The 25,506-nt window shown below is 67.9% G+C and carries 34 protein-coding genes; 31 read left to right on the top strand and 3 right to left on the bottom strand.

Features of this window, described 5'->3' with window-relative positions:
- Positions 1-99: 99 nt before the first annotated feature.
- From HF576_RS01935 to HF576_RS01795, 30 genes are all read left to right on the top strand, one after another.
- On the top strand, positions 100-447 hold the full coding sequence (locus HF576_RS01935; RefSeq protein WP_168911090.1) for a hypothetical protein: 348 nt from the start codon (positions 100-102) through the stop codon (positions 445-447).
- On the top strand, positions 407-2,155 hold the full coding sequence (locus tag HF576_RS01930; RefSeq protein ID WP_168911089.1) for a terminase: 1,749 nt from the start codon (positions 407-409) through the stop codon (positions 2,153-2,155). The genes HF576_RS01935 and HF576_RS01930 overlap by 41 nt, the downstream gene beginning before the upstream one ends.
- Positions 2,156-2,168: 13 nt before the next feature.
- Entirely contained in the window at positions 2,169-3,635 is a 1,467-nt protein-coding gene (locus HF576_RS01925; protein ID WP_205834627.1) for a phage portal protein family protein, read from the top strand.
- Positions 3,632-4,897, top strand: a complete 1,266-nt coding sequence (locus HF576_RS01920; RefSeq protein ID WP_168911088.1) for a head maturation protease, ClpP-related — start codon at positions 3,632-3,634, stop codon at positions 4,895-4,897. Before HF576_RS01925 ends, HF576_RS01920 begins: the two co-directional genes overlap by 4 nt.
- A 2-nt stretch (positions 4,898-4,899) precedes the next feature.
- Complete coding sequence (locus tag HF576_RS01915) at positions 4,900-5,262, top strand: capsid cement protein (RefSeq protein ID WP_168911087.1); 363 nt, start codon at positions 4,900-4,902, stop codon at positions 5,260-5,262.
- A gap of 14 nt (positions 5,263-5,276) precedes the next feature.
- On the top strand, positions 5,277-6,191 hold the full coding sequence (locus HF576_RS01910) for a phage major capsid protein (protein ID WP_168911086.1): 915 nt from the start codon (positions 5,277-5,279) through the stop codon (positions 6,189-6,191).
- Positions 6,191-6,544, top strand: a complete 354-nt coding sequence (locus HF576_RS01905) for a hypothetical protein (protein ID WP_168911085.1) — start codon at positions 6,191-6,193, stop codon at positions 6,542-6,544. The genes HF576_RS01910 and HF576_RS01905 overlap by 1 nt, the downstream gene beginning before the upstream one ends.
- 181 nt (positions 6,545-6,725) lie before the next feature.
- Complete coding sequence (locus HF576_RS01900) at positions 6,726-7,097, top strand: hypothetical protein (protein WP_168911084.1); 372 nt, start codon at positions 6,726-6,728, stop codon at positions 7,095-7,097.
- Positions 7,094-7,417, top strand: coding sequence for a hypothetical protein (locus HF576_RS01895; protein WP_168911083.1), 324 nt, complete (start codon positions 7,094-7,096; stop codon positions 7,415-7,417). The genes HF576_RS01900 and HF576_RS01895 overlap by 4 nt, the downstream gene beginning before the upstream one ends.
- Before the next feature lie 25 nt (positions 7,418-7,442).
- Complete coding sequence (locus HF576_RS01890) at positions 7,443-7,763, top strand: hypothetical protein (RefSeq protein WP_168911082.1); 321 nt, start codon at positions 7,443-7,445, stop codon at positions 7,761-7,763.
- Between the two features lie 3 nt (positions 7,764-7,766).
- Positions 7,767-8,177, top strand: coding sequence for a phage tail terminator protein (locus tag HF576_RS01885; protein WP_168911081.1), 411 nt, complete (start codon positions 7,767-7,769; stop codon positions 8,175-8,177).
- Positions 8,174-8,932 carry an IPT/TIG domain-containing protein gene (locus tag HF576_RS01880; RefSeq protein ID WP_168911080.1) on the top strand — a complete coding sequence of 253 codons (759 nt, stop codon included), beginning with the start codon at positions 8,174-8,176 and terminating at the stop codon, positions 8,930-8,932. The genes HF576_RS01885 and HF576_RS01880 overlap by 4 nt, the downstream gene beginning before the upstream one ends.
- Positions 8,933-8,939: 7 nt before the next feature.
- The gene (locus HF576_RS01875) at positions 8,940-9,350 is read left to right on the top strand and encodes a DUF7426 family protein (protein ID WP_168911079.1); all 411 of its coding nucleotides are present in this window, start codon (positions 8,940-8,942) and stop codon (positions 9,348-9,350) included.
- A complete protein-coding gene (locus tag HF576_RS01870; protein WP_168911078.1) occupies positions 9,347-9,697 on the top strand; it encodes a hypothetical protein in 351 nt (116 codons plus the stop codon). The genes HF576_RS01875 and HF576_RS01870 overlap by 4 nt, the downstream gene beginning before the upstream one ends.
- 3 nt (positions 9,698-9,700) lie before the next feature.
- A complete protein-coding gene (locus tag HF576_RS01865) occupies positions 9,701-12,436 on the top strand; it encodes a phage tail tape measure protein (protein ID WP_168911077.1) in 2,736 nt (911 codons plus the stop codon).
- A gap of 9 nt (positions 12,437-12,445) precedes the next feature.
- The gene (locus tag HF576_RS01860) at positions 12,446-13,357 is read left to right on the top strand and encodes a hypothetical protein (RefSeq protein WP_168911076.1); all 912 of its coding nucleotides are present in this window, start codon (positions 12,446-12,448) and stop codon (positions 13,355-13,357) included.
- Positions 13,357-14,505, top strand: coding sequence for a Gp37-like protein (locus tag HF576_RS01855; protein WP_168911075.1), 1,149 nt, complete (start codon positions 13,357-13,359; stop codon positions 14,503-14,505). Before HF576_RS01860 ends, HF576_RS01855 begins: the two co-directional genes overlap by 1 nt.
- Before the next feature lie 2 nt (positions 14,506-14,507).
- Positions 14,508-15,140: a hypothetical protein gene (locus HF576_RS01850; protein WP_168911074.1), complete on the top strand. Its 633-nt coding sequence runs from the start codon at positions 14,508-14,510 to the stop codon at positions 15,138-15,140.
- A 13-nt stretch (positions 15,141-15,153) separates the two neighbouring features.
- The gene (locus HF576_RS01845; protein ID WP_168911073.1) at positions 15,154-15,972 is read left to right on the top strand and encodes a fibronectin type III domain-containing protein; all 819 of its coding nucleotides are present in this window, start codon (positions 15,154-15,156) and stop codon (positions 15,970-15,972) included.
- A 66-nt stretch (positions 15,973-16,038) separates the two neighbouring features.
- Positions 16,039-16,161, top strand: a complete 123-nt coding sequence (locus HF576_RS20530; RefSeq protein WP_277348800.1) for a hypothetical protein — start codon at positions 16,039-16,041, stop codon at positions 16,159-16,161.
- 3 nt (positions 16,162-16,164) lie between these two features.
- Positions 16,165-17,067: a M23 family metallopeptidase gene (locus HF576_RS01840; RefSeq protein WP_168911072.1), complete on the top strand. Its 903-nt coding sequence runs from the start codon at positions 16,165-16,167 to the stop codon at positions 17,065-17,067.
- The gene (locus HF576_RS01835; RefSeq protein WP_168911071.1) at positions 17,067-17,213 is read left to right on the top strand and encodes a hypothetical protein; all 147 of its coding nucleotides are present in this window, start codon (positions 17,067-17,069) and stop codon (positions 17,211-17,213) included. Before HF576_RS01840 ends, HF576_RS01835 begins: the two co-directional genes overlap by 1 nt.
- A gap of 2 nt (positions 17,214-17,215) precedes the next feature.
- On the top strand, positions 17,216-17,704 hold the full coding sequence (locus HF576_RS01830) for a hypothetical protein (RefSeq protein WP_168911070.1): 489 nt from the start codon (positions 17,216-17,218) through the stop codon (positions 17,702-17,704).
- A gap of 16 nt (positions 17,705-17,720) precedes the next feature.
- Positions 17,721-18,065 carry a hypothetical protein gene (locus HF576_RS01825; RefSeq protein ID WP_168911069.1) on the top strand — a complete coding sequence of 115 codons (345 nt, stop codon included), beginning with the start codon at positions 17,721-17,723 and terminating at the stop codon, positions 18,063-18,065.
- 10 nt (positions 18,066-18,075) lie between these two features.
- Positions 18,076-18,477: a hypothetical protein gene (locus HF576_RS01820; RefSeq protein WP_168911068.1), complete on the top strand. Its 402-nt coding sequence runs from the start codon at positions 18,076-18,078 to the stop codon at positions 18,475-18,477.
- 81 nt (positions 18,478-18,558) lie between these two features.
- Positions 18,559-19,380 (top strand): hypothetical protein, encoded by an 822-nt coding sequence (locus HF576_RS01815; RefSeq protein WP_168911067.1) that lies wholly within the window; start codon positions 18,559-18,561, stop codon positions 19,378-19,380.
- A complete protein-coding gene (locus HF576_RS01810) occupies positions 19,380-20,309 on the top strand; it encodes a hypothetical protein (protein ID WP_168911066.1) in 930 nt (309 codons plus the stop codon). Before HF576_RS01815 ends, HF576_RS01810 begins: the two co-directional genes overlap by 1 nt.
- A gap of 2 nt (positions 20,310-20,311) precedes the next feature.
- Positions 20,312-20,755 (top strand): hypothetical protein, encoded by a 444-nt coding sequence (locus HF576_RS01805; RefSeq protein WP_168911065.1) that lies wholly within the window; start codon positions 20,312-20,314, stop codon positions 20,753-20,755.
- Positions 20,756-20,763: 8 nt separating this feature from the next.
- Positions 20,764-21,654, top strand: coding sequence for a hypothetical protein (locus HF576_RS01800; protein ID WP_168911064.1), 891 nt, complete (start codon positions 20,764-20,766; stop codon positions 21,652-21,654).
- Between the two features lie 102 nt (positions 21,655-21,756).
- Positions 21,757-22,401 (top strand): hypothetical protein, encoded by a 645-nt coding sequence (locus HF576_RS01795; protein WP_168911063.1) that lies wholly within the window; start codon positions 21,757-21,759, stop codon positions 22,399-22,401.
- A 90-nt stretch (positions 22,402-22,491) separates the two neighbouring features.
- On the opposite strand, the gene HF576_RS01790 is transcribed toward HF576_RS01795, so the two are convergent.
- Both HF576_RS01790 and HF576_RS01785 read right to left on the bottom strand, forming a co-directional pair.
- Complete coding sequence (locus tag HF576_RS01790; protein WP_168911062.1) at positions 22,492-23,466, bottom strand: hypothetical protein; 975 nt, start codon at positions 23,464-23,466, stop codon at positions 22,492-22,494.
- Between the two features lie 41 nt (positions 23,467-23,507).
- Complete coding sequence (locus HF576_RS01785; RefSeq protein WP_168911061.1) at positions 23,508-23,828, bottom strand: hypothetical protein; 321 nt, start codon at positions 23,826-23,828, stop codon at positions 23,508-23,510.
- 347 nt (positions 23,829-24,175) lie between these two features.
- Between HF576_RS01785 and HF576_RS01775 the strand changes: the two genes are divergently transcribed.
- Positions 24,176-24,895, top strand: a complete 720-nt coding sequence (locus tag HF576_RS01775) for an SOS response-associated peptidase (protein ID WP_168911060.1) — start codon at positions 24,176-24,178, stop codon at positions 24,893-24,895.
- A gap of 174 nt (positions 24,896-25,069) precedes the next feature.
- On the opposite strand, the gene HF576_RS01770 is transcribed toward HF576_RS01775, so the two are convergent.
- Positions 25,070-25,267 carry a hypothetical protein gene (locus HF576_RS01770; RefSeq protein ID WP_168911059.1) on the bottom strand — a complete coding sequence of 66 codons (198 nt, stop codon included), beginning with the start codon at positions 25,265-25,267 and terminating at the stop codon, positions 25,070-25,072.
- Between the last annotated feature and the right edge of the window lie 239 nt (positions 25,268-25,506).

Here is a 25,506-nt window from a genome sequence, read left to right as displayed (position 1 = left end):
AAATTCAGACATCGACCCTGGGGGCGGACCACTCACCGGGGGAGTGATCCTCTCCCCCCGCGTCTGATCGGCGGATTCCACCCCCTCCGAGGAGGTCTGATGGCGTCTCGTGCGTGCCTGGTGGCGGTGAATCGGACCATTCGGGCGGGCGGGCTGGCGGAGGACGGTGTGCACGCCGCGCTTATCGACATGGCGCGGAATCTTGCGCGGCGCATGGACAAGGCCGGCCCCGAAGAGGCGCCGCTGAATCTGCTGCGGCTATACGACTCGGCGGTGACGAAGCTCGAGCGCGCGGCCGCGCCGAGGCCGGCACCGAAACCGGTGCGAGCTGCAGGCGAGACGGAGGCGACGGATCCCGTCGGACCGACGTCGCCGCCGAAGCTCGAGATCGTGGAGGAGTCGCCCCTTGATCGCATCCGGAGGGACAAGGCTCGCGCCGCAGGCTGACGCGTACGAGCGTGCGGTGTACGCCGACGCGAAGCAGTACGGGCAGCACGTCGGGGCAACGGAGCCGCGGCTGTGCACGAAGCCGCTACGGGACCTGACGCCGGAGACGTCCCACGGGTTCTCGGTCATCGACTTCGCCCGCGACGTGCTCGGTGTGACGCTGTACCCGTGGCAGAAGGCGCTGCTGATCCGGGCGCTCGAGCTGAACGAGGACGGGACCTACCGGTTCCGGAAGGTGTTCGTTCTCGTCGGCCGGCAGAACGGGAAGACGACGCTGCTGACGGTGCTCGCGCTGTGGTGGTTGTTCGTCGACGCGGACAGCTTCCCGGAGCATCTGCCGGCGCGTGACTTCCTGATCCTCGGCACGGCGCAGAACCTCGACATCGCCGAAGAGGCGTGGGATGCCGCGCTGAAGCGGTGCGACCCGACGCCCGATGAGGACGATGAGGAGTACGTCGTCGAGTGGCTGGCGACGGAGACCCGGAAGCCGGTCAAGACGAACGGCAAGAAGTCGCTGCGGCTGCGGAACAACGCGAAGTATGAGCCGCGCGCGGCGTCGCGCATGGGCGGCCGCGGCAAGTCCGCGGCGCGCGTGATCATGGACGAGATGCGGGAGCAGCAGACGTGGGACGTCTGGGGCTCGGTGTCGAAGACGAAGAACGCGATCTTCAACTCGCAGCTGTGGGGCATCTCCTCGGCCGGCGACATCAAGTCGGTGGTGTTGCGGACGCTCCGCGACGGTGCGATCAAGACCATCCGCGAGTACGAGCAGTACGTCGAGTCCGGCATCCAGACGCTCGAGGAGTTCGCGAATACCCACGACGTCGCGACCGCTCTGTTCGAGTGGTCGGCGGAGCCGGGGAAGCCGCTGCTCGACATTCCCGGCATCCTGCAGGCGAACCCGTCCGTTGGCTACAAGCCGATGTTCTTCGAGTCGATCTGGTCGGACCTTCTCGGCGACGAGCCCGAGGCAACGAAGCGCACCGAGATCCTGTGCGACTGGGTGACGTCTCGCGTCGAACCGTTCATCAAGGGCGACGGGTGGTCGTCATCCGCCGATGGCCCGGTGCTCGACGACGACGACAACGTGATCGAGCTCGGCTCGCAGATCGCCGACGGCTCTCGGATGACGATGGGCATCGACGTGATGTCGTCGGCGCGCAGCACGTCGAGCGTGATCTGCGTAGCCGGCTACCGGACTGACGGTCGGGTTCACCTCGAGCTGATCGCGCAGCGGACCGGTATGTCGTGGGTTGTGAAGCACGCGAAGGCGGTCCGCGCCAAGACCGGTATCAACCAGGTGGCGCTGCAGACGCGGGGATGCCCGGCGGCCGATCTTGTCGAGGACCTCAAGGAGGCCGGCTTCGACGTCGTGTCGATCTCGGGTTCGACACTGCTGACGTCGGCGGACCGGCTGAACAAGCGCATCCAGGCCGACAAGGTCCGGCACCGGTCGCAGGGCCCGCTGGATCTGGCGATCGCGAACGGCACCACGAAGGACCTCTCCGGGATGCCGGTGTGGGACCGCTACGGATCACCGGTCGACACGTCGCCGGCCGTGGCAGCCACGAACGCGCTCGTCGCGCTCGAGGCATTCGTGCCGCCGCCGAAGAAGCCGCCCCCACCGCCGCCGCCCGCGGCACAGATTCTCACCCGTGACGACGTCGAGAGCACCGCGGAAGCGAGCCTCGCTGTCGCCGCGTTCTGACAGGAGGCCCGCCTTGACCGAGATCGGATACCAGACGGGAGCTCTCGCGGGCTGGGCGGGGATGCTCGCCGAGGTCAACGAGACGAACCCGGAGCTCGTCTGGCCGCTCTCGCTCGACGTGTTCGATCGGATGCGCCGCGAGGACCCGCAGGTCATGTCGGTGCTGCGCGCCGTGATCCTCCCGCTCCTCGAGTCGGAGTGGCGGCTCGATTCGGTCGGCGTCCGCGACGAGGTTGCCGAGCACATCGCGAACGACCTCGACCTCGGGATCGTCGGGGTAGAGCGGAAGGCGCCGCTGCGCACGAAGGGCCGGTTCTCGTGGGACGAGTTCCTGCGGCTCGCGCTACTCGAGCTGGTGTTCGGTCACTCGGTGTTCGAGCAGGTGTATTCGGTCGACGCGTTCGGCCTCGCGCACCTGCAGAAGCTGGCATGGCGGCCGCCGCGCACGATCGCTGAATTCAAGACCGAACGCGACGGCGGGCTCACCGCGATCGTGCAGCACGGCGTCGGAACCATGGCCCCGTCCAACGTGGGCGTGCGAATCCAGCCCGGCGTCGCCGGTGGCGTGACGATCCCGATCGACCGTCTCGTGGTGTTCGTGAACGAACGCGAGGGCGCGAACTGGATCGGTGTCTCGCTGCTCCGCGCGGCGTACAAGATGTGGCTCCTGAAGGACCGCACGCTGCGGGTGCAGGCGCTCGCCGCCGAGCGCAACGGGCTCGGGCTGCCGAGCTACACGAGCGCACCGCCGCCGGACTTCGACGACGACGTGCTCGTGAAGGAATGGCTCGACGCCGAGATCGCACGTGGCCTCGACATCGCGAAGAACGCCCGGGCCGGAGACGCTGCAGGCGTGTCGATGCCGCACGGTGCGTCGTTCGACTTCAAGGGCGTCACCGGCAAGGTGCCCGATCTCGACAAGCAGATCCGGTACTACGACGAGCAGATCGCGCGCGCCGTGCTCGCGAACTTCCTCAACCTCGGCGGCGACAACTCGACCGGTTCCTACGCGCTCGGCGACACCTTCGAGAACTTCTTCACGAAGTCGCTCAACTCGCTGGCCCGACACATCGCCACGACCGTGCAGCAGCACGTGATCGAGGATCTCGTCGACGCGAACTGGGGACCGAACGAGCCGGCGCCGCGACTCGTACCGCCGAAGATCGGCGCCGAGCACCCGGCCACCGCCGAAGCAATCCGAGCCCTCCTGGACTCGGGCGCGATCCGCTGGAACCCCGCGCTCGAGGCACACCTCCGCGCCCTCTACGGGCTGCCGGTCATGGACGCGGTCGACGACTCGGCGGCCGACCCTGAGCAGACCGACGCTGACAAGGCGCGGGACGTGGCCGAGACCGTGCAGAAGGTCTACCTCGGAGTGGGCCCGGTCCTGACGAAGAAGGAAGCGCGCGACATCGTGCGCCAGGCCGGCGCCGATCTCGGCCCGGACAACGAACCCGAGCAGCCTGAGGAGGCAGCATGACCCGCCGCGACAACCGCTACTGGGGCAAGGAGCCGCTCCCGCAGTCGAAGGCCGAGTTCTTCAACGCCGTCACCACGCCGGCCCCCTCGGGGGATGGCACCGTCGCGACGATCCGGCTCTACGGTCCGATCGACTCGTGGGGCGGGTTCTGGGGTGTCTCGGCCAAGGACGTCAGCGCCGTGCTCGATGCGCTTCCGAAGTCCGTCGACCAGATCGTGCTGCGCATCAACTCGCCCGGTGGCGAGGTGTTCGAGGGCGTGTCGATCCTCAACATGCTGCGCGCCCACAAGGCGACCGTGACCGCAGTCGTCGACGGTCGCGCGGCATCCGCCGCTTCGGTCGTCGCCGCTGGCTGCAACGAGTGCGTGATGTCGCCCGGGACGCAGATGATGATCCACTCACCGTCGGTCATCGCGTGGGGCAACGCGACCGTGCTGCGCAAGCAGGCAGAGATCCTCGACGGGATCGAGAAGTCCATCGTCGAGATCTACACGGCGAAGGCCGGCGAGAAGGACTGGGCGACGCTGCTCGCTGACGAGACCTGGATGACCGCGAGCGAAGCGGTCGAGGAAGGGCTCGCCGATCGGGTGGCCGTCGTGCCGGATGCCGGCGAGGCCGAGACGGTTGGCGCCGACGACGAGGCGCTCCTGATTCCTGACGAGGACGAGCCGGAAGACTCCGCCGCCCGCCTCGTCGTCTTCGCGTCCGAGGTCCGAGCCTCGGCCCCCAAACTCCCGGTCTCGACCGAGTCGGGTGACCCCAACCGAAAGGAGAGCGTCGTGGCACACGACGACTTCAAGGCTGGCATCGTGAAGCGGCTCGGTGTGACCGACGCCGAAGCTTCGGACGAGAGCGTGTTCGCGGCTCTCGACGAGGCGCTCGCGGGCAAGGCCGACAACCCCGCGGCGAACGCCGCAACCCCGCCGCTGCCGAAGGGTGCGGTCGTCATGGACGGCGCCGCGCTCGAGGATCTGAAGGCGCAGGCCGCCCTCGGTGCTCAGGCACGCGAGGAGCAGATCAGCGCTCGCCGCGATGCGATCGTGGCGAGCGCCCTCAAGGAGGGCCGCATCACGGCCGAGTCGAAGGACTCGTGGCGCGAGCAGCTCGACAAGGACGAGGAGGGCATCACCGCCCTGCTCGAGAAGTTCCCCAAGAACACCGCGCTGCCGGTGGCCGAGCTGGGGCACTCCGATGAGGTCACCGACTCGGAGTCCGCGCTCTACGCCCGCGTCTACGGCGGCGCCGCGAAGGAAGGTGCCTGATCATGGCCAACTCCTACCTCCCGCTGTTCCGCCCGGGTGACACCGTCACCTTCGGCGTCACGACCGCCGTCACGGCTGGCCAGGTCGTCGAGGTCGGCACCGCTGACATGACGGTCGCGCCGGCCGCCGCCGCGTCCGCCAAGGTCGTCGGCGTCGCCGGGCACGACGCTGCCGTCGGTGACAAGGCCACCGTCGAGGTCGGCAAGCCCATCCACGAGCTCAAGGCGTCGGGTGCCATCACCCGCGGCCAGCGGCTCGAGACCGCTGCTGCGGGTGCCGTGCGCACGCTCGCGGCAGGTACCGCGGTCTACGTCGCGCTCACGTCGGCCGTCGACGGCGCCACCGTCCGCGCCATCCAGCTCTGAGAAAGGAGACGAACATGCAGACCTACCCGCTCACTCCGAGCCAGTTCGCCAACGTCTCGGCCGCTGACCTCGTCGCGTTCCTCAAGTCGCCCACGCTCGTCGCTCGTCGACTCGCGGAGATCCTCTCAGCACAGCAGTTCCTCGGACTGTTCCTGCTGCAGAAGCGCTTCACGATCACGGGCGGCGCGATCGGCGTCCCGAAGAACGAGGTCATTCGTGCCGTGCGCGGTGCCGAGATCGTCGCGCCCGGCGCCGAGTACAAGCTCACGCCCATGTCGGCCGAGGAGTACGAGTTCTATCAGGCGATGAAGGAGGGCCTCGGCACCGAGGTCACCGACGAGCAGATCGGCCGACTCCTCGGCGCGATCGTCGACGACGCCTTCACCTTCCTGCAGACGGAACTCGTGTTCTCGGCAAACGACGCAGCGCTCGGCGCCGTGATGTCGTCCGTCACGAACACGATGGCAGCCGGCGCGACCTGGACCACCGGCAAGCAGGTGTACAAGGACGCGCTCCGCATCAAGGCCGCGGTCCGCAAGCAGAAGCTCGGGTACAACATCGACACCGTCGTGCTGCCCGGCGAGCAGTACGCCGAAGTCATCCCCGAGCTGCTCGACATCCTGCCGAAGGACAGCGGCCAGGCGCTCACGGACGGATTCCCGACCGTGGCCGGCATCACCTGGATCTCGGACGACGGCGACGACCTGCCCGACCCGCTGTTCCTGGACCGTCGCCGCCTCGGCGGCATCGCCCGGGAACAGATCCCGTCGCCCGAATACCGCCACATCGGCGGCGACACCGGCGTCGAGATCGCCCCCATCCGCGAGCCGAAGGCCGACAAGACGCGGCTGCAGGCCCGCAACGTGCACGTGCCGATCGTCACCGATCCGCTCGCCGCGTTCTACCTCACCGGAACGGAGGCCCCGTGATGAGCAACCGTCACGTCGCAACCGCCGCCGTCGTGAAGGTGTCGATCGGCTCGCCGTCGGGCAACAGCGTTGCCCAGTTCGTGCGCCGCGGCGACATCCTCCCCGAGGGCGTCGACAAGGAGCAGATCAAGCGGCTCACCAAGCAGGGCTTCATCGCCGTGCTCGAGGAGCCCGACCCGGAGCCGGAGCCGACCGTCTTCTCTCAGGCCGATGTCGACGCAGCGGTGAAGGCCGCGACCGACGCGCAGGCGGCCGAGCTGAAGCAGGCTCAGGCAGACCTCGACGCCGCGAAGGCGGAGATCGAGAAGAAGAACGCGCCGGCAGCGAAGGCTCCCGCCGCGAAGCAGCCCTGACCGCTACGGGTCGGTGTGCTTGACCGGTCCCCGGTGCTTCTCGCCGGGGGCCGGTCCTCTCTTGCACCTCGCGCTGGTGCTGTGCGCCCGAATCGCGGCGTAGAAGCGCGAACTCGCCCGAGCACTCGATCTCGGGTTTCTCGACCGCTCTACGGAGCGCAGGCCGTCGAAGGGAACTTTCATGGCGATCACTCCTGCCGACCTCGGTGGCGACGAGGACCTCGCGCGGCGCATCCTCGTCCGCGCTCGAGCAGTCGCCCCGTGCATCACCACGTTCGAGCTCGACTCCGACGAGGGCAAGGATGCGCTCGCAATCCTCAAGGGCGTCGTCGCGCGCGCCACGATCGTCGGCACAGGCGCGGTCGCATCGCAGGGTCGCAACGGCACCACGATCTCGTTCCGCGACATCCGATCCTCATTCGCTCAGGAGGACCTCACTGGCCTCCGCTCGCTGTGCGGCGTCGACGAGGCCGCGGCACCGGGGCTCCCGCGCGGGTCGTTCCCGAAGGACCGGCCGCTCGCGAAGGTCTGGCCGGAGGGCGAGTACTCATGAGTTGGGACAGCTCGTTCTGGTGGCCGCACACGGTCCGTATCCAGTCGATCGGTGGCGGCGGCCTCGGCCCGGCGCCCGGCGCAACGCGCAGCTCCGTCGCCGAGGTAAAGGACGAGCGTCGCCTCGTCCGCACGACGGATGGCGACCAGGTCGTCTCGTCCTCGACCGTCACCGTCCCGCTTGCCGCGAACGTCCGAGAGGGCGAGCTCGTCACCGTGTGGCTTGGCACCACCGCTGAGCGCACCGCGAGGGTGCTCGCCGTCGGACGTGACGAGAACGACCCGCCGCTGCCGTCCCACCTGGTGCTCTCCCTCGAGTAGCGCCCGAGCCGAGAGGAGCGATCCGATGCGCATGCACCTCCCGATCCTGACGACGACCGAGAAGGCCACGCAGGAGGGCATCCGGGACTGGAACAAGGCGACCCTCAAGCGGGCCCGCGAGCTCAGCCCGACCGACACCGGCGACTCCGACAAGTCGGGCTTCTCCGTCGTCGACGACCTCACTGGCCAGGTCGGGTTCACGTCGCTCGTGTCGAAGCTGCAGCACGAGAACCTCGACTACGTGCACGCCGGCGGCGGGCAGGCGAAGTTTCTCGAGACCGCCGTCGACGAGACCGACCCCGAACCGTTCATCGCGGCGCGGATCCGGAAAGCGTTCGGCGGGTGAGCCGTGGATGACGCCACCCTGACTCTCCGCCTGTGCCGCCTCCTCGCCCGGCTGCCCGGCTGGGCGTTCCGCGAAGACGGCACCGACTACACCGCCAACGAGGTCGGGATCTTCTACGGCGCGATCGGCGCCGACCCGGACCGTGCGATCGGCGTCCGGGTCTACGGGACCACCGACGAAGACATCTCGACCCGCCGCGCGCAGCTGCGCATCCGCGGCGCCAAGTACCAGCGCGTCAGCGCAGACCGCCTCGCGGATCTTGCGAAGACGGTGCTCCACGGACTCTCCCGGGTGGGAGGGATCAACGACATCCGTCGTATCTCCATGACCCCGCTTGGGGCCGACAACAACGGTCGCGAAGAGCGCACCGAGAACTACGAAATCATCCTCGACAACCCGGAGGCCTCATCATGAGCACCCACGTCCCGCTCCCCGCCGGCACCACGCTCGGCAAGAGCTTCGAGTACGGACTCGACCTGAACCTCGGCAGCTACGGCGACCCCGTCTGGCAGCCGGTCCGCCGCATGAGCGGGTTCAATCCCACGTTCCCCGCCATCACCTCGGACGTCGGCACCTACGACGACCGCGGCGGAACGAACGAGGACGTCGACTCCCGCGGCTTCGCAACGAGCTTCACCGTGCTCGGCAACCGTTCTCTCGCAACCGGGCTGTACCTGCCCGAGCTCGAGCGGATAGTTGCCGCCAGCCGCGACTCCCGCGACGGCGCAGTCATCGACGGCCGGTTCTACCACAAGCCCGACGTCGGTGTCGCGAACCCGAACGACGCCGGCCGGTTCCTCGCCCGCGTCGACGCGAACCGTGAGAACACCGGCAACACCGGCGCCGAGCGGTGGGCAGTCACCCTGACCGGCAAGGGCGCGTACGAGAAGATCGCGAACCCGTTCACCGGCTGGGGCTCGACCGCGCCGACCGTGTCGTTCGTGTCGCCGGAGGGTGCGCTCGACGGCGAGCTGATCACGATCAGCGGCAGCGGCTTCCTCGACGCCACCGCGGTGACCGTCGACGGGGCTCCCGTGTCGGAGTTCATCATCATCAACGCGAGCTCGCTCGTGGCGGTGCTGCCCGTCGGTGACGCCGGCGCGGTGCCCGTCGTCGTGACCACGCCGGGTGGCTCGGCGGCGCCGTACACCTTCGTGCGCGGAGCCTGATCCTCGGATGTCCTTCACCGACTTCGAGGAATGGGTCACGCCGAGCCTCGAACTCACGCTGCGCGGGTGCACCTACGTGGTGCGCCCGCCCAGCGTGGAGGCGGGAAAGAAGATCGCCGCGGCCGCGGTCCGCGGCGAGATCCGACTCGGCATGATCAAGGGCGTCACCGAGGTGCCGGAGGAAATCCAGCGAGTGCTGGACACCATCGGCGCCGACGAGCATCCGGCGCTCGGCGAGACGTGGGCGCAGATGCACGAGGCTGGCCTCGACCGCGTCACGATCGACCGGGCGGCGTACTACGCGGTGTTCTACTGGGCGCGCGGCAAGGATTACGCCGACTCGCTGGCGAAGATCCTGTGGGCCAAGCGCGACGTCGACGAGCCCGCGGATGCCGGTGATGCCGACCCAAAAGCGTGAAGGCCCCGGAAGACGTCACACCGGAAGATCTCGCACCGTACGGGATCGGTGCGCCGGACGCCGAGGGCTGGTACACCGACTACCGGCCGCTGCCGCCACACCTGCGCCCGTCGCCACCCGCAGCGCCCGTGCGCCCGGGGTCGAGCGACAAGCCGGCGGTGGAGGTCGACGGGTCCTGGTACGCGCTGCTGTCGAACTGGCGGCTCGTCGTCGCTGACCTGAAGGACCGCGGCATCGACCTGTACGACCCGGTCGTTCTCGCCGGGCCGTGGCTCAGCATCCGCGCCGCGATCTTCTCGCTCATCGACTCCAACTCTCGGCTCCGAGCCGCGCTCACCAGGAGGTGATCCATGGCTGCGCTCCGTGCCGCAGAGGTCGAGGTGCTGATCACCGCCGACGACAAGGACGTGGCCCGGGCCGAGAAGAACGTCAAGGCCTCCGGCGAACGCATCGAGAAGAAGCCGATCGTCGCGAAGGTCAACGCTGACGAGAAGGATGCCCTCGCCGGCATGGACCGGGTCGAGACCGCCGCGAAGCGGATCGTCACAGCCAAGACCATGGCGACCGTCGACGCGAACATCGAGCGCGCCGAGAAGTCGTTCATGCGCGTCTACGAGCGGCTCGACTACCTCAAGTCGGTGTCGCCGAACGTCGAGGTCACCGCCGAGATCAGCCGTGCCGAGGCGAACCTGTCGAGGGTGCAGCGCAGCCTCGACGGTCTGCGCGCCGCGAAGGCCGTCATGGAGGTCGACGCCAACACGGTCCCGGCCGAGGAAGCGCTCGACGCCGTCGCCGACAAGGCCGGCCAGGCTGGCGAGAAGGGTGGGCTCGACGCCGGGTCCGCGATCGTCGGCGGCATCCTCGGCGCGCTCGCCAGCATCCCGATCGCCGGTGCACTCGCACCGCTCGCTGAGGGCGTCGGCAGTGCCGTGCGCTCGGGGTTCGAGGAAGGCCTCGCGATCGAGGCGCGCTTCGACCGTCTCGCCGCGCTCACCGGCCTGCAGGAAGCCGACGCGCTGCGCCTGGGCCGCGCTGCCGGCGAGGCCTACGCGAACGTCTTCGGTGAGTCGATCGAAGCGAACATGGACACTGCGCGGCTCGCGCTGCAATTCAACATCATCGACGCCGACGCCAGCACCCGCGACGCACAGCGCGTCGTGCAGGGACTCTCGGGGATCGCCGACGTTCTCGGCGAAGACATCCGACCGATCGCTCAGGCCGTCACCGTCATGCTGTCGTCTGGCGTCGCCCGCTCGGCAGACCACGCGTTCGACATCCTCGCCACCGGCGCACGTGAAGGCGTCAACCGCAGCGAGGACCTCCTCGACACCTTCACCGAGTACCCGGCGCTGTTCGCCCGGCTCGGTCTCACTGGCGACGAAGCTCTCGGTCTCATCAACCAGGGCCTCGACGCCGGCGCGTTCAACAGCGACAAGGTCGCCGACGCGCTCAAGGAGCTGCAGATTCGCGCGACCGACGCGTCGGAGAGCAGCGCCGAGGGCTACCGCCTCATCGGTCTGAACGCCGAAGAGATGACAGCCAAGATGGCCGCCGGCGGATCATCCGCCCGTGAGGGACTGGACCAGATCCTCGACGGCCTCCGCGGCATCGAGGACCCGGTCGCTCGGAACGCTGCCGGCGTCGCGCTGATCGGCGCCCAGTGGGAGGACCTCGGCGACTCCATCCTCGCCCTCGACCTGTCCACCGCCGTCGACCAGCTCAACGGCGTCGACGGCGCCGCGCAGCGCATGTTCGACACCCTCGCCGCGAACGACGCGACCCGCATCCAGCAGGCGCAGCGGAACATCGAGGTCGCCGCGCAGGGCATCCAGGGTGCGCTCGCGGCCGCGTTCTCCGAGCCGCTCGGGGATCTCGCGAACTTCGTGTCGCAGAACCGTGGCCCGGTCATGCAGTTCATCCTCGACCTCGCGAACGCCGGCCTCGACTTCGGGGTGGGCGTCGTCGAGGGTGTCGCCACCGGCACGGAAGCGCTCGGCGGTTTCGTGTCGGGCCCGCTCGCGGACTTCGTCTACTCGATCGCGGACGTGCTCGGCAAGCTGCCGTGGCCGTTCAACCAGGACACGAGCGAGCTGAAGGCCGCTGTCGAGGAGATGCGCGGCTTCGAGGACGCGACCACGGCCGCCGCCGACATCATGCGAGAGAACTGGATCGGCACCATCGAGGACGCCCGCGACCGACTCAACGAGTTCGGCGAGGGTGCCGTCGCGATGGGCTACCTGAACGACGCATCCCTCGTCCTGGCCGAGAACCTCTCGGCCGTGGGCTACGCGGCTGACGGGTCGAGGCTCTCCCTCGAGGGCGTCGACCTCGCCAACCTCGCGGCGTCGTCCTCCGGCGCGATCCTCGAGGGCCAGATCCGGAACTCGGTGGCGGCGTTGGAGGCGGAGCTCGCTGCGGCCGCGGCTGCCGGTGAGGGGCAGGACGCGCTGAAGGGTCGGTACGACGCGGCGACGGGCGCGCTTGTCGGGCAGCTCACTCAGATGGGGCTCACCGAGCAGCAGGCGCGTGACCTGATTGCGACGTACGGTGCGGTGCCGGGCATGGTGTCGACCGTGATGACGGCGGACACGTCGCCGGCGCAGAACTCCGTTGAGGCGTTCATCCGCAAGAACGCGGGTCGCCGCTTCAACATGTACATCGACGCGATCAACGCGGGTGGCGGGGGTGGGCGCGGTGCGCTCTCCAACGCTCGAGGCAACCTCGTCGAGTTCATGGCGGGCGGTGGGCTGCGCTCTGGTCTGACGCCGATGCAGTCGATCGCGCAGATGGTCCCGCCGAACACCTGGCGGGTCACTGGCGATCGCGGGGATGTCGATGAGTCGTTCATCCCCGTCGACGGATCCGCGCGCTCCTGGGCGATCCTCATGGAGACCATGCAGCGGATGCTGTCGGTCAGCGACGGCCCGGGAGGGACAGGCGGGGCACCGCCGACAGGGCGGCGACCAGGTCCACCGCCGGTCCAGATCATCCACAACGGCAACAACTACGCGTTCGACCCGCGGGAGCAGGCGCGCGAGCAGAAGCTCCAGTTCACCCGCGCGCTGGACGTGCTGCCGCCAACATAGGGGGTTCGTATGCCGATCGTGTTCGCAGCTCCGGCCGCGTCGCCGGGCGAGAGCCTCGGGGACTTCCGGCCTCGCCGCATGACGTGGACGGGGTTCGACGGATCGGTGTGGCCGCTCACCCGGCCGCTGGCCGAGAATCCTCGGCTGGCGCCGGGTGTGCAAGGCCTCCACATGCCCCGCATGGACGTGCAGAAATCATCGTCGCCGCTCGTCGCCGGCGTGGAGCTGCTCGGCTACGCGCTGCCGGAACGGGAGGTGTACTGGCCACTGCTGTTCCGCGCGTCGAGCATCGACGACTGGCAGTCCGCGCACGGTGCGTTCTTCGACTCGTTCCACCCGGTTGAGACCGGCACGTGGACGGTCGGGGAAGGGAAGGACACGCGCACGCTCCCGCTGACGGGTGTGTTCGACGGGTCGTATTCGTTCCACCGAGACCCGTTCGTCACCGGGTTCGCGGTCATCGGGATCCAGCTCGAGGCACCGCGGCCGCTGTGGCGGGGACGGCCAGTCGCGCAGGAGTTCGGTGCAGACGAAGGACAGGACTTCATCCCGCCCGCGGGCGCACCGAGCTTCTACGTCTCGCCGTCGGCGACCTTCCAGCAGGCGACGATCCAGAACCCCGGCAACGAGCCAGCGTACCTGGTGTGGACGGTGCAGGGCCCAGCATCCGAGGTGCAGCTCGGTGTCGGCGGGGCAATCATCGAGGTACCGTTCCCGATCCCGGACGGGTCGACGCTCATCATCGACACCGATCCGGCCGGGCAGTACGCGACCCTCAACGGGATCGACGTCACCCGAGATCTCGGGTTCCAGATGTTCGCCCCGGTCCCCGCTCGTGGCACGTCACCGCTGGTGATTGCCGCGGCCGGCGCGGGCAGGGTGCGGGCGGAGCTCGTGCCGCTGTACTGGAGGGCGTTCTGATGGCACGCCGCCGGTTCATCGTCGCGCAGTTCCTCGACTCATCGAACGCGTTCGTCCGCCAGGTCGCACCCGCCAAGACGAGGGCGACGCTGCGGTGGAACGCGGCATCGTCGGCGTATCTGACGTTGCCTGACAATCACGCCATCGTGCCGACGCTGGTCGGCGAGGACGGCATCCGGTGCGCGGTGTGGATGGTCACCATCGACAACCTCGTGCTCAGCCGGCGTCGACTGGTGCTCGGTCGCGTCGGGTCGGTTACGGGGGACGATGCCCCGTTCGGGACGGTGACCGTGCCGGTGCAGGACGACTGGCAGGACCTCGCGAACATGCTCGGCTGGCAGGTGCCGGGCGCGCCGATCACCGGGCAGAACGCCTCCGAGTACGCCCGGTACACGGGCACATCGGAGGACAACGCGAAGGCCGCGATCGCCGCCAACGCAACCCGGCTCGGACGTCCCTGGGACGTCGCCCCGTCGCTCGGCCGCGGCGACCCGGCGACGGCTCCGCTCGAGCTGCGCATGCACGAGCTCGGCGACAAGATCATGCCTCCGCTGATCAACGACCGACTGCAGCTCACCCACGAGTACGACGACACGACGGGCCGCTGGCTCGTCGACGTCCGCGAGGGTGAGGTCTTCCCGCGCCCGATCACCCCTCAGTCCGGGGTGCTGGGACGGTGGTCGTGGGTGCATCAGCCACCGACCGCAACCCGTGCCATCGTCGGCGGCCGCGGCGACGGCACCGCACGCGAGTTCGCGCTCGTCATCGACACGGCTCTCGAAGCGGAGCTCGGCGTCGCGCTCGAGATCTACGTCGACGCCCGCAACGCGGAGGCCGGCGCCGACCTCGCCCCGTACGGGTGGGCGGAGCTCGCGAAGCACCGCGGCAAGGCCGGCCTCACGGCGACGCTGCGGGAGACGTCATGGTTCCGGTTCGCGGACGGCTACGAGCTCGGCGACAAGGTGCGCGTGCAGGTCGGCGCGCTCGACGTCGAGGACGTCATCAGCCAGGTCGACATCACTCACGACACCAACGGCGGGTTCGACACCGTCCCGAAAGTGGGCCTCGCGATCGAGGACCCGACGGAGCGTCTCGTCGGATTCGTCAGGCACGTTGCGACCGCCGTGCGCGGTCTGGAGAAGAGGTAACTGTGGCCATCATCTCGAAGGGGTACGAGGGGACCGTCAACTACGCCGACTGGGCGGTGCTGACGTCGCACCTCGGCGCGCAGTACTCGGTGTTCGGACCGGATGCCTACGCCGTGTCGTTCGGCTCCGGCGATCGCGAGGTCCTCGTCGCACCCGGGCGCGCAGCCGGCCAGGGCATCCTCGACGACTCCGACGCTCCGGTGTCGCTCGTCGGCGCGACGGTCGGGTCTGGCTCCCGCTGGGACTTAATCGCACTGCGCCGCGACTGGACGACCTCGGAGACGATCCCCGTCCTCGTCCAGGGCGCGTCGACGGCTGCCATCCCTGCCGGTCGTGAGGACTCGCCAGGGTCGCAGGACGACCAGCCTCTCGCGCTCGTCAGGTTCGCGGCTGGACAGACCGCGCCGCAGGAGGTCATCGACCTCCGCTGTTGGCACGGCGACGGCGGGATGGCGGCGAAGAGCCTGCTCGTTCGCGACTACCTGACACGCATCGGCACCCGGGTGTGGGTGCAAGGCATTACCTGGGTACTCGGCTTCAACGCCCTGGGGCTGCCGACATGGGTTCCGGACTCGGTGTACGTCGGGGCGACCGCTCCTCCGTACTCCGAGAACCTGCTCTGGGCGAAGCCGTAGGACGGAGGCGAGCATGGGCACCGTACGCATCGGTGGCATTGTGAAGTCCTCTCCGTCGACGCAGTTCTGGCTCGAGGCGGACTGGGTCGCGCAAGAGGTCGGGAACAATCGCTCTCTCATGCGCGTCTGGCTCCGCGCGGCGAACGGTCCGGCGGGGTCGACCGGGTCGAGCTTCGGCGGCTATGGCATCCAGGAGGCGTACGCCGACGGGCACGGCCGTGTCGGCTGGCACGAGGGCAACCCGTTCCTTCCGGGCGGCTATGGGCAGAACGCGCAGCGGTGGCACGACCACGTCGCGGACCGCTGGTACGGCCACGACGCGAACGGCTTCGGGCCGTCCGTAGGCCTCTCGATGCATCTTGCATACGGGACCATCGACGAGTGGCACGGTGGCTCCATCGGCGCGCCGGGCCGGATCCCGAAGCCTCCAGGTGCGCCCGTCCCGATCGGCCTAGACCAGATCGGCCCGACTTCGATGCGGTACATGTTCTCCGGAACAACCGACGGTGGCTCTCCGATCCGTGAATGGCGGATCGGGTACGGCACGAGCCCGGCCGGCCCGCAGTTCTACGTCGGCTCAAGCGGCACGAGCGTCGTCGGCGGACTGACTCCCGCGACCGAGTGGTTCTTCTGGTCGCAGGGCCGCAACGACTACGGCTGGGGCCCGCTCTCCGCCCGCCTAAGCGCGCGCACGCTCGCGAGCCTGTACGTCGGCAAGGGTGGTGCCTTCCCCGCGGCCGCAGCCGTGAACGTCGGCAAGGCCGGGGCGTTCCCCGCCATCGCCGAGCTGAGGGTCGGGCGCGGCGGATCCTTCGTCACCCCCGGCAGCTGACCCTCACCCTCGCAACCTCCCCGCCCTCGGCATCCGCCGGGGGCTTCGTCATGAAAGGACACGGCCATGGCCGAAAGCAGCACCCCGCAGCCGGACCTCGGCGCGATGGACGAAGCCGGCGAGACCGGCTACGGCGAAACACCCGACCAATACACGCCCACCGCGGCGGACTTCGAGAGGGAGGGCTGAGCCATGACACGCATGCCCATGCCGTTCTCGAACCCGTCGACGTACCCGGGTCACACCGGCATCGACTTCGGCAAAGCCCGCGGCGTCCAGGTGCCCGCGATCACGCCAGGCGTCATCACCTTCGTCGGCACCTGGGGCAACGGCGGTCTCACCAAGACCATCACCCGCGCCGACGGATTGAAGGTGATGAACTGCCACCTCGACAGCCTCGCGGGCGTTGGGCTGGGTGCGCACGTCTCGCTCGGCCAACACATCGGCCCGGTTGGCAGCACCGGCCGGTCGACGGGGCCGCACCTGCATACCGAATTCTGGCTCAACGGCGTCGCGCAAGACGAGTGGAAGTGGATGGATCCAGGCAACTGGATCGGCAAGCCCGGCAACGTGGCAGGCCTCCCGCCCTACTCGAAGACGGTCGAGCAGGAACAGGCGTTCCTCAACGCGACCCGCGGCGAGCACCTCCTCGTCGACGGTCGCCGCGGCCCCGCCACCATCGCGGCGTACAAGCGCTACCAGGCATTCCTGCAGTCGCGTGGCTGGTACTCCGGGAAGATCGACGGCATCTGGGGCGGCGGCACGCAGGCAGGGCACGAGAAGTACTACGCCGAGCTCCACCGGCCCGCTGCGCAGTCCGTCTACCCGAGCGTGTCCGTCGACACCATCGCCATGATCGGCGACGTCCGAGGGCTCCAGAAGATCGCACGCCTCGGCGGATACAAGGGCCGCATCGACAACGACTGGGGTCCCGGCTCCAAGGCCGGCTTCGCCCGGTGGATCGCGAACTCCGGCTACGGGTCGATCGGGAACTGGCTGCGCAAGCGCTGGGGCTACGTCGGCAACGACCAGCAGGGGCCCGTGATGACGGCCGCGCTGCAGCGAGCGAACGCCGAGAACTACCGAGCGCTCTGATGCGACCGAACTACCAGCACACCGGTCCGCGCCGCCGCACGTCGTGGTGGCGCGGACCGTGGCCGCCGTCCATCCTGCTCGCCCTGCTCGTGCCGCTCGTGATCTGGGAGCTGACGTGGGCCTGGCCGCTGCTGACAGGAGAGTGATCGTGGACAAGTACCCCGTGCCGACGACGCGCCGCCGGCGTTTTGAGGCCATCATCCGAATCATCGACCTCGTTGTGTACGCCGCGGTCTTCGCGGGCGGCGTGTACGCCCTCACCGCCACACCAGCGACCGTCGTTGACGAACTCGATTCCGCACCGTGGCTCGTCGGCGTGTGGGCCTTCCTGCTCCTCGCCGGGGGCGGTGTCGGCTTCACAGGTCGGTTACTCCGCCGATGGATGGTCGAGGTCCCCGCCACCGTGCTCGCCGCGTTCGGGATCCTGATCTACTTCGTCGTCCTCGGCCGGTTCGCTTTCGCCAGCATCACTTCATCTGTCGCAGTCGCCCTCGTCCTTGTCGCGATGGGCCTGATGATCCGCCGATGGGCTGAATTGCAGATCTTCGCCACCGACCCCGACCACAACGACTTCCGGTCACGCATGGCCGAAGCACTACGGAGGAAGACGCCGAACTTCGTCCAACGTCACGAGTGACCCGGGGAGCAACACAGTGGAACTCAACTGGATCGCTGTACTCGTCGCTGTGCTCGGCGCTGGCGGCATCGGAGCCGCGATCCGAGAGATCGCATCCGTCGTGTCCCTCGCCCGCAAGGGCGTCTCCGGCAAGGAAGACAAGCGGCGCGAAGACATCATCGCGCAGCGCGACCACGCCCTCGCCCTGCAGGCCGAAGCCGAGGCGGGGGAGCGGGCAGCGGATGCCCGCGCCGACCGAGAACGAGACCGCCGCATCGCGTGGCAGGAGCACGCCGCGCACCTGCGGTATCAGCTGCGCTCGCTGGGCGTCGAGCCTGGCCGCCACCCGTCCATCGAAGACACCGAAAACCCTCTGACCTGAGGAGGTCATCATGAAGAACATCGCCACTTGGTTCACCCCTGAGCGTCGCCAGTTGATCCAGGCGTTCCTGGTCACGATCGCGCCGCTAGCCATCATGTTCGGCTACGGCACCGAAGGCACGTGGGAGCAGGTGCTCATTATCTCTGGCGCGATCCTCGGAGCAGTCGCGTCGCTGCTGAACCTCGTCAACGTCCGCATCGCGGACTGGGCAACACAAGGCTGGGCGATCGTGCGGGGTGCGGTCTACTCGCTCGGCACCGTGGTCTCGCCGGCGCTCGTGATCCTCGGGTTCTACAGCGAGGACGTGAACACGCAGATCGTCACGGGCCTCTCGATCGGGCTCACTGCGTTGTCGAGCGCGATCGCGATCTTCGCGAACGGTCAGCAGCAGAAGTACGCCCTGGCCGCCTGATGCCCAGCTGGGCCGCGGCCGCCGCCGTGCTGGCCGCGGCCCTCACGATCACGTTCGCCCCTTCCGAGAGGAGCCGCTGAGATGCCCATCCAGGATCAGTTCGACTCGCAGATCGCATACAACCCGGACGCCGACGAACTCGTGACCGGTGCGACGTTCCAGGTGTTCGCGAGCGACGATTCAGCGTTCGCGACACCCCTTCCGATCACGGATCCGGCGTCGGGCGCCGGCATCCCGACCCTGCGCTCGAGCAGCATCGGCGTGCTGCCCGACTTCCGTGTCCCAGGCGACCCGCCCCAGGTCATCCTCAAGTCCGGCGCGTTCGTCACACTCCTGACGTCGAAGTTCGGCGCGGTCCTCGCGGCGGGCCTTGACCCCGACACGGTCGCCGCCGCGATCGCCGCGGCCGCCGCCGCACAGGCATCGGCGTCCCAAGCACAGACCGTCGTGGAGCAGACTGCTCCCGCTGCAGCTGCAGCCGCGGTCGACGAGATGTTGGCGACGCGCGACGTGTCGACCTCGCTGCCTGTCGCGCCGGAGTTTCCCGACGACGAAGGGTTCCTCGGGGACGCCGACGGTCGCCCGTCGAAGGTCGGGTTCGACGTCGACGGCGAGATCGCCGAAGCAACTATGCGATCGGCGCACGGTAAGGGCATGCCGCGGCTGACGGTGATCGATGACGGCGATGGCGGGTTCTACCTCGCCGACGCGGAAGGCAACCGCTACGCGCTCGGCTTCGACAGCACCGGCCAGTTCGACACCACCACGAAGTGGGCGCTCGCGAATCTCCTGCACTCCTACACCGGCCCCGACCAGCCGTTCGTCTGGCCGGGCAACTTCATCCTCTGGCAGCGCGTCGACCTGGCGAGCGGTCACATCGAGACCCTGATGGGAGAGAACTGATGACGACATGGACTCGTGTCAGGGAGAACGCCGGCTCACTGCTGGACATCGGCACCGCCCGCTCGCTCGAGCGTGACCAGCAGGTGCTCGACGGGAAGATCCTCGCGTTCGACAACTTCGAGGAGGGCTTCGGCCGGTGGGCCGACCACATCGCCGGTAACGACACCACCTCGACCGTGCGGAACCCGATGTCGCTGACGTCGGAGCGTGCGCTGTCGGGCGCACGGTCGCTGCTCATGTCGGCGAGGACGGTACCCGCTCACATCACCGACCCGGGTGTCCGGTCGAACTGGCGGCACGGCGGCACAGGGTCGTACAACCGGCTCTCCCGTGACTTTCCGATCACCGAGGATGGCTTCCGCTACCTCGATATCTCGTGGCACATGGCGCTCGGTGGTACGTCGGCGCGGGCGTTCGGCAGCTTCAACGTCTACCTCGACACGCAGGAGTGGGTACTCCCGAGCGATTGGGAGACGAACCCGAACTACAAAGGCCGCTCGTACTTCAATGCCCGTGTCGGGATCGACCCGGCGACGGGGTTCCAGCGGTGGGGGATCGGGAATCAGTCTCTCTCGGTTCATCAGTGGCTCGACAGCACCGTCGGTGGGGCGGCTGCTCCCGGGTTCAACGAGGACAAGCGCAACGCGACATACTGCCGTCTCACGCTTGATCTGTGGGCGAACGACGGATGGGGCAGGTACGACTCGCTGCAGGTCGCGGACCAGCTCATCGACCTCGTCCCGTTCGGGTATCGCCCGTGGGCGGAGCCGCCGCAGTACAGCGCAACCGACCCGCAGCGGTCGTTCGGGGGCGGGCTGAACCCCGGCTTCAACATCACCGCGGGTGACCCCACGGTCACCGGGTATGAGGCCGGCGACGTGTGGGCGATCCTCGATGACGTGGTCGTCTCGATCCGAAAGGCGGCGTGAGCATGGCTGGTCGCACGCAAGTATTCCTCGCAGCCGACTCGACGATGGCACTGCGCGCGGACGCGTCGACGTCGGCGGTTGTCGCGAACGAGTTCCCGGTCTCACAGTTCGACTGGGGATTCTCCGACGAGTGCAGGTGGACCGTCGGTGTGGAGCAGGTCCTCGGCGCCCCAACGTCGTGGCAGCTCAAGCCCGTTCTGCAGTTCGCCGTCATGCACACCACTGGTCAGCGGCTCACGAAGCCGCGGTGGTACGACGTGCCGCTCGATCAGGTCGAAGCGCTGACACGGGAGGGTGCCGACTTCGCCATGATGTCGGCCGCACCGTCCGCGCAGTCCCGTTCCCTCGTCGGCTACGGCAAGTGGATGCGGATCGTCCTCAAGCCCACATTCGAGGGCGGCACAGATCCGCGCCTGCTTGTGGCACTGATCGCCGAGACGAAGTAGGAGGAACCATGCCATCCGTTCTGAGGATCCCCGGCACCCTGATCCAGGGCGTGCCGACCCCGAAGGCGTCGACGCTGCTTCAGGACGTGAGCGCCGGTCCGCTGGTGCTCATCTACCCCGGCAGTCCGTTCGCGCCGCTCGAGTCGCTCCCTGCCGTCAGCGGCCCGGTGGCGAACCTTGCCGCAGAGCTCGCGGCGGCAACCATCGGGGGCGACCCGGGGTCGCCGACAATCACGAACGCCATCGCGCCGGGATCGGTCAAGATGAAGGCCGAGCTGACGGCCAAGGGTGGCATCCATGTGATGAACTCCCTCTCTGCGCAGGCGTCGCCGTACGAGCCCGTCGACATCAGTCTCGGCAGCGCGGAGCTGCTGGCCTTCATCAACGCGAACCCGACGCACGACTACTACCTCGGCGCCTGGTATCGCGTTACCCGGATCGGCCCGTACGCGTCGAACCCACACCACTTCGCGGGGCTGCAAAAGGGCAACCCGGTCGGCACCGCCGGCGACCGCTGGCTGACAGTTGGGCCCACGTCGACGAGCAGCCAGGCGTACGCGCCGACCTCGGCGTCAGGCCTTCGGCTGGGCCCGGTCGAACGACGCGACGGAAGTGGCGGCGCGTACACGTTCTTCGCCGGCATCGGCACCACCGATGCGCCGGCATCGTTCGTCGCCCTCAACAGGCTCGTGCGTCTCGGGGCCGCATCGATCGGGCAAGTCAACGGTCTCTCGTCGATCGTCGTCTACCGGCTCTACCTCGAGGATCTGACTGCGTCGGGCAGGTCATTCGCGGATGTCGCCGCCGAGGATCACGACGAGTACGTGGCCGAGATCCTCACACCCGGTGGCGTCTACTACGGCGACAGTTGGAGCAACCCGGCGACGGTGCTCCCGTGAGCGCCGAGATCGCCTACGTCTGGATCTTCGGGCTGGGCATGATTCTCGGCATGGTCCTCACCCTCTTGGGCGTAGCGATCGCCGGCGCGGTATCCTCCGGCGATGGAAGCGGATCATCTGTCGGCACTGGCTGCGAGCCTTGCGGCTGTAGCAGCCGGAGCCTCAATCGTGGTCACCTTTGTGGTTTCTGCGCAGGGGCGGAAGCTGCAGCGGGAGCTCGACGCGAAGAACCGACGACACCAGGTGGAGCTGGATCGCGGCAACCGCGAGCACCAGGAGCAGCTGGCGAACCTTGCCCACGATCACGAGTCAGCCTCGTGGTTGCGAGAGCAGAGAACCGTTCGAGCTGCTGAGTACTTCGATGCCGCCAACGAGTTCATGCGGTTTCTCGGCAACGAGATCTTCCGCGCGGTCGGCAAAGGCGAGCTTACGCAGCAGCATCTCTCCGAGCTTCGAGCGAGACAGGAAACGGTACAGAGCCTGACCAACAAGCTCTATATCGTGTCCTCTCTCGAGCTCGGCGAGGCGGCCTCAGCATTCCAGGACTGGATGGACTCGGGGATCGAGGGGCTGCCGAAGCCCGGTTCCCCCGCGGACCCCTTGCTGGAGTCGCATCCCCTAGTCGGGTCGACGCTCGTCGGAAACGAGCTTCTCTGCGAACTCATCAACCCCATCCGCCGCGCGATGGGTTTGGCCGACGGCCTTCCCATCGGGCTCAGCTCGACACCGAACAACTATGGCGCGTAGCCGTAGACGCCCCTCGATCAACGTCCACGGACGTTGATCGAGGGGCGTCTTTTCGTTCGCGGACGCTGTCTGGGGCGCCCTCGACCTCTCTCACGGACGCGAGCGTGACCTGCGCACCGCGACGGCCTGCTGGATCTCGGCTGCCGCGCGCTCCGCGTCGAACTCGTCGAGCCATTCCTCGATCAATCGTTGACGTACTGCAGGGGTTCTGCCCTCTTTCCACACCCGATGCTGCCGCTCGTCGCGCGCCAGCGCCTCCGGCGATTCACCCGAGACGGCTATCCCGACGACGCAGGACTCGAACCATGACGACGCGATTTGGTGGCCCTGGATCGGCTTGAAGACACGATCTTCGTGGAAGCGGATCCTTCCTTCTTGAGCTACGTCGGTGATCGTGACGAAGGTTGACGGGTAGGAGAGGCCTCGCAGCTTGTGCCGAGGACCCACGCGCGGGAAACGCCGAATGGCATCTTCGGCAGTCTCGGCTGCGTAGAACTCCACCTTGAAGATGTCCCCGTTGGTGTAGCGGACCTCGAGCGTTCGGGCGCCTGGTGGACAGATGACTTCGTCAATATCGCCCTGATCAACATCCCAAACGTTGTTGATAATCGTCGTCCGCGGCGACACAGAGGGCATCCGGTAGTTGACCATCACCTCGCCGTTCTCGTTTCGACGAAACCAGATCACTGGGATGCCGTCGAAGGAAAGGAGCACAGGCGTGTCAACGAAGACGTTGGATCCGAGGATTGCTACGAGATCTCGCCGCATCCACTCGAATCGGCCTCTGACCTCTGTCTCGTTCAATGCGCCCGAACGCTTGAATCGGCGGAGTTGGTCGTCCGTGTACGAGCCGTTGTCCGCTTTGTCGGCGTGCTCCCGGCAAAGCGCGATCATTCCCTCTGGCCGATGATGTTTCTCAACTCGCCACGGCGGATCGAAGTGATGCCAGGTGAGGTACGGGCTACCACACGAGCCTGATGCGGTCGCGGCGGGACAGTGAAAGCGGACCTCCCTGCGCAGTTCCGTGAGTACCGCTGCTGGGGGACGGCGTGGAGGTTCGGTCATGCCACGCACGATACCGGTGACTTCCGATGTAGCAGGCGAGCTCATGTCCGGGGTTCGCCATGCTGCTCACGCCTTGTGACTGCGTTCCGCCAGACGACGGTGTTGCGCGCGCCGGCCGCGCTGTACCACTCCACGATGACGACGCGGTCGTTCCAGCCTGTGGCGACCGCGGCGAGACGCTCAGCGGGTTTCCCTTCCCACTGGATCCAGGCCCACACCGCGGGCCGATCGCGCGGCGTTGCCCAGTGGATGGGTTCGGGGCCGTAGGCGAGATTGGGCAGCGTCACGGAGGTGGCAGCCTCGGCGATGCGCTGGTCATTAAGCGCGTCGTAGTGCGCTTCGTAGCGGCGGTTCTTGGTCACGGGTAGCCGGAATCCTTCCTCCGGCCGAGAGGGTACAGGGTACCAATCATCGAATGTGTGTTCTATTGTCTTAACCCATGACGGTGACACATCTCGAACACAAAGCAACCTTATGGATGGTCAACGACGTCCCCACCCGGATGGTCTACGCCGGCCGCCGATGGCGCATCACCGACACCCCCACACGCCTCCGCCAGTCCATCTGAACCGCGCCCCTTGAGAACCATCACGGCCTCTACGGGTGGCGCTTCCAAGCCACCAACACTGACGGTGAGTCGCTCGTCTTCGACGTGTTCCGCACCGGCGAGGACTGGCATGTCCACCACGCGTACACGTAGCCTGCGAGCATGTGCGGACGTTTCGCGATGAACAAGGAGACCAACGACCTCATCACCGAGTTCGTGGCCCAGGGCGGGCGCGCTGAGGACTGGACCGGTTCCTACTCGATCGCACCGACACAGAACGCACCTATCGTTCGGGAACGCGCAGACGACGCGGGCACCATCGAACGGTCGATCACGTTGGCACGGTGGGATTGGCCCAAGCCCCCGAACCGGCCGAAGGGCGCACCGATCATCAACGCGCGGATCGAGAAGCTCGCCACCGGTTTCTGGACCGGCGCGTTCTCCAACGCCCGCTGCATCGTCCCGATGATCGGCTACTACGAATGGACCGGTCCGAAGGGTGACAAGCAGCCACACTTCATCCACGGCGACGGCGTCCTGGCCGCCGCCGGCCTCACCTGGACCGCCGAGGTCGACGGGGAACCGCAGCGGGTGTTCGTGGTCGTCACCCGTGAGGCGCGCGACGCGTCCGGGGAGGTCCACGACCGGATGCCAGCGTTCCTGACCGAGGATCTCTGGCAGGACTGGCTGAACATCGAGTCCCTCACCGTCGCAGGCGACACGGCCGCCTCGAAGCACAACCGACTCGAGATGCTCGACGCACTCACCGCGAGCTCCGAATCGATCGCCAGGACCATCCGCACCTACGAGGTGGACCGCCGCGTGAACAACTCACGCACCGTAAACCCCACCGACCCCGACCTGATCAGGCCGCTCGCCTAGGCCTGGGTCATCCGCCGTGGATCGACGGACCCCGGAACCGTGGCGGCACGTCGACGGGCATCGCGGGAAGCACTGTATGACCGCAGGCGGGGCATTCCCACCCGCCCGGGATGTCACGCATGAGGACACTGCAGCGTGCGCACCGCAGCTGCGCGCCGTCGTCGATCGCGTCGCTCACAACTGCCTCACGTAGATCGTGATCCCATCGTCATCCTCGGCGTCGAGTTCGAACTCCTCGCCGTTGAACCACGCGCGTGCAGGGATCGAGCCGTCCGCCTCCCGCTCGCGGAGTTCCGTGGCCACCATGAAGCGGCGCCGGCCGTTGTCGCTCACCTCATCAAACTGAGCGGTGAACAAGTCTGCTCGTTCCATGCCAGCCAGGCTACGCGGAGCGGAGGAGCGCGGAAGGGGCTCGTCATAGGATCAGGTCCATGCGTCGTAGCCTGTTCACGGTTCTGGCCCTCGCGGTGACATTCGGGATCACAAGCTGCGCGGCGCCGCAGGCAGAGCCTGAAGCCTCAGAGAGCGCGGACGCCACCCCGAGCCAATCTCCGACGGCGAGCCCGACCACGGAGCCGGCTGAAGAGGCGGGCCACGCGCCCGACGAATGC

Source organism: Microbacterium salsuginis (genome assembly GCF_012524205.1).
Taxonomy (GTDB): Bacteria; Actinomycetota; Actinomycetes; order Actinomycetales; family Microbacteriaceae; genus Microbacterium; species Microbacterium salsuginis.
This window is presented reverse-complemented; position numbering and strand designations above follow the sequence as displayed.

What these genes read in the sequence shown, in the direction of transcription:
- HF576_RS01875 (WP_168911079.1), top strand. Translation starts at nt 8,940, where the DNA reads ATGTCCTTCACCGACTTCGAGGAATGGGTCACGCCGAGCCTCGAACTC.
- HF576_RS01845 (WP_168911073.1), top strand. Translation starts at nt 15,154, where the DNA reads ATGGGCACCGTACGCATCGGTGGCATTGTGAAGTCCTCTCCGTCGACG.
- HF576_RS20530 (WP_277348800.1), top strand. Translation starts at nt 16,039, where the DNA reads ATGGCCGAAAGCAGCACCCCGCAGCCGGACCTCGGCGCGATGGACGAA.
- HF576_RS01855 (WP_168911075.1), top strand. Translation starts at nt 13,357, where the DNA reads ATGGCACGCCGCCGGTTCATCGTCGCGCAGTTCCTCGACTCATCGAAC.
- HF576_RS01805 (WP_168911065.1), top strand. Translation starts at nt 20,312, where the DNA reads ATGGCTGGTCGCACGCAAGTATTCCTCGCAGCCGACTCGACGATGGCA.
- HF576_RS01835 (WP_168911071.1), top strand. Translation starts at nt 17,067, where the DNA reads ATGCGACCGAACTACCAGCACACCGGTCCGCGCCGCCGCACGTCGTGG.
- HF576_RS01920 (WP_168911088.1), top strand. Translation starts at nt 3,632, where the DNA reads ATGACCCGCCGCGACAACCGCTACTGGGGCAAGGAGCCGCTCCCGCAG.
- HF576_RS01915 (WP_168911087.1), top strand. Translation starts at nt 4,900, where the DNA reads ATGGCCAACTCCTACCTCCCGCTGTTCCGCCCGGGTGACACCGTCACC.
- HF576_RS01790 (WP_168911062.1), bottom strand. Translation starts at nt 23,466, where the DNA reads ATGACCGAACCTCCACGCCGTCCCCCAGCAGCGGTACTCACGGAACTG.
- HF576_RS01935 (WP_168911090.1), top strand. Translation starts at nt 100, where the DNA reads ATGGCGTCTCGTGCGTGCCTGGTGGCGGTGAATCGGACCATTCGGGCG.
- HF576_RS01815 (WP_168911067.1), top strand. Translation starts at nt 18,559, where the DNA reads ATGCCCATCCAGGATCAGTTCGACTCGCAGATCGCATACAACCCGGAC.
- HF576_RS01895 (WP_168911083.1), top strand. Translation starts at nt 7,094, where the DNA reads ATGAGTTGGGACAGCTCGTTCTGGTGGCCGCACACGGTCCGTATCCAG.
- HF576_RS01775 (WP_168911060.1), top strand. Translation starts at nt 24,176, where the DNA reads ATGTGCGGACGTTTCGCGATGAACAAGGAGACCAACGACCTCATCACC.
- HF576_RS01890 (WP_168911082.1), top strand. Translation starts at nt 7,443, where the DNA reads ATGCGCATGCACCTCCCGATCCTGACGACGACCGAGAAGGCCACGCAG.
- HF576_RS01840 (WP_168911072.1), top strand. Translation starts at nt 16,165, where the DNA reads ATGACACGCATGCCCATGCCGTTCTCGAACCCGTCGACGTACCCGGGT.
- HF576_RS01880 (WP_168911080.1), top strand. Translation starts at nt 8,174, where the DNA reads ATGAGCACCCACGTCCCGCTCCCCGCCGGCACCACGCTCGGCAAGAGC.
- HF576_RS01900 (WP_168911084.1), top strand. Translation starts at nt 6,726, where the DNA reads ATGGCGATCACTCCTGCCGACCTCGGTGGCGACGAGGACCTCGCGCGG.
- HF576_RS01810 (WP_168911066.1), top strand. Translation starts at nt 19,380, where the DNA reads ATGACGACATGGACTCGTGTCAGGGAGAACGCCGGCTCACTGCTGGAC.
- HF576_RS01795 (WP_168911063.1), top strand. Translation starts at nt 21,757, where the DNA reads ATGGAAGCGGATCATCTGTCGGCACTGGCTGCGAGCCTTGCGGCTGTA.
- HF576_RS01770 (WP_168911059.1), bottom strand. Translation starts at nt 25,267, where the DNA reads ATGGAACGAGCAGACTTGTTCACCGCTCAGTTTGATGAGGTGAGCGAC.
- HF576_RS01800 (WP_168911064.1), top strand. Translation starts at nt 20,764, where the DNA reads ATGCCATCCGTTCTGAGGATCCCCGGCACCCTGATCCAGGGCGTGCCG.
- HF576_RS01820 (WP_168911068.1), top strand. Translation starts at nt 18,076, where the DNA reads ATGAAGAACATCGCCACTTGGTTCACCCCTGAGCGTCGCCAGTTGATC.
- HF576_RS01910 (WP_168911086.1), top strand. Translation starts at nt 5,277, where the DNA reads ATGCAGACCTACCCGCTCACTCCGAGCCAGTTCGCCAACGTCTCGGCC.
- HF576_RS01860 (WP_168911076.1), top strand. Translation starts at nt 12,446, where the DNA reads ATGCCGATCGTGTTCGCAGCTCCGGCCGCGTCGCCGGGCGAGAGCCTC.
- HF576_RS01905 (WP_168911085.1), top strand. Translation starts at nt 6,191, where the DNA reads ATGAGCAACCGTCACGTCGCAACCGCCGCCGTCGTGAAGGTGTCGATC.
- HF576_RS01865 (WP_168911077.1), top strand. Translation starts at nt 9,701, where the DNA reads ATGGCTGCGCTCCGTGCCGCAGAGGTCGAGGTGCTGATCACCGCCGAC.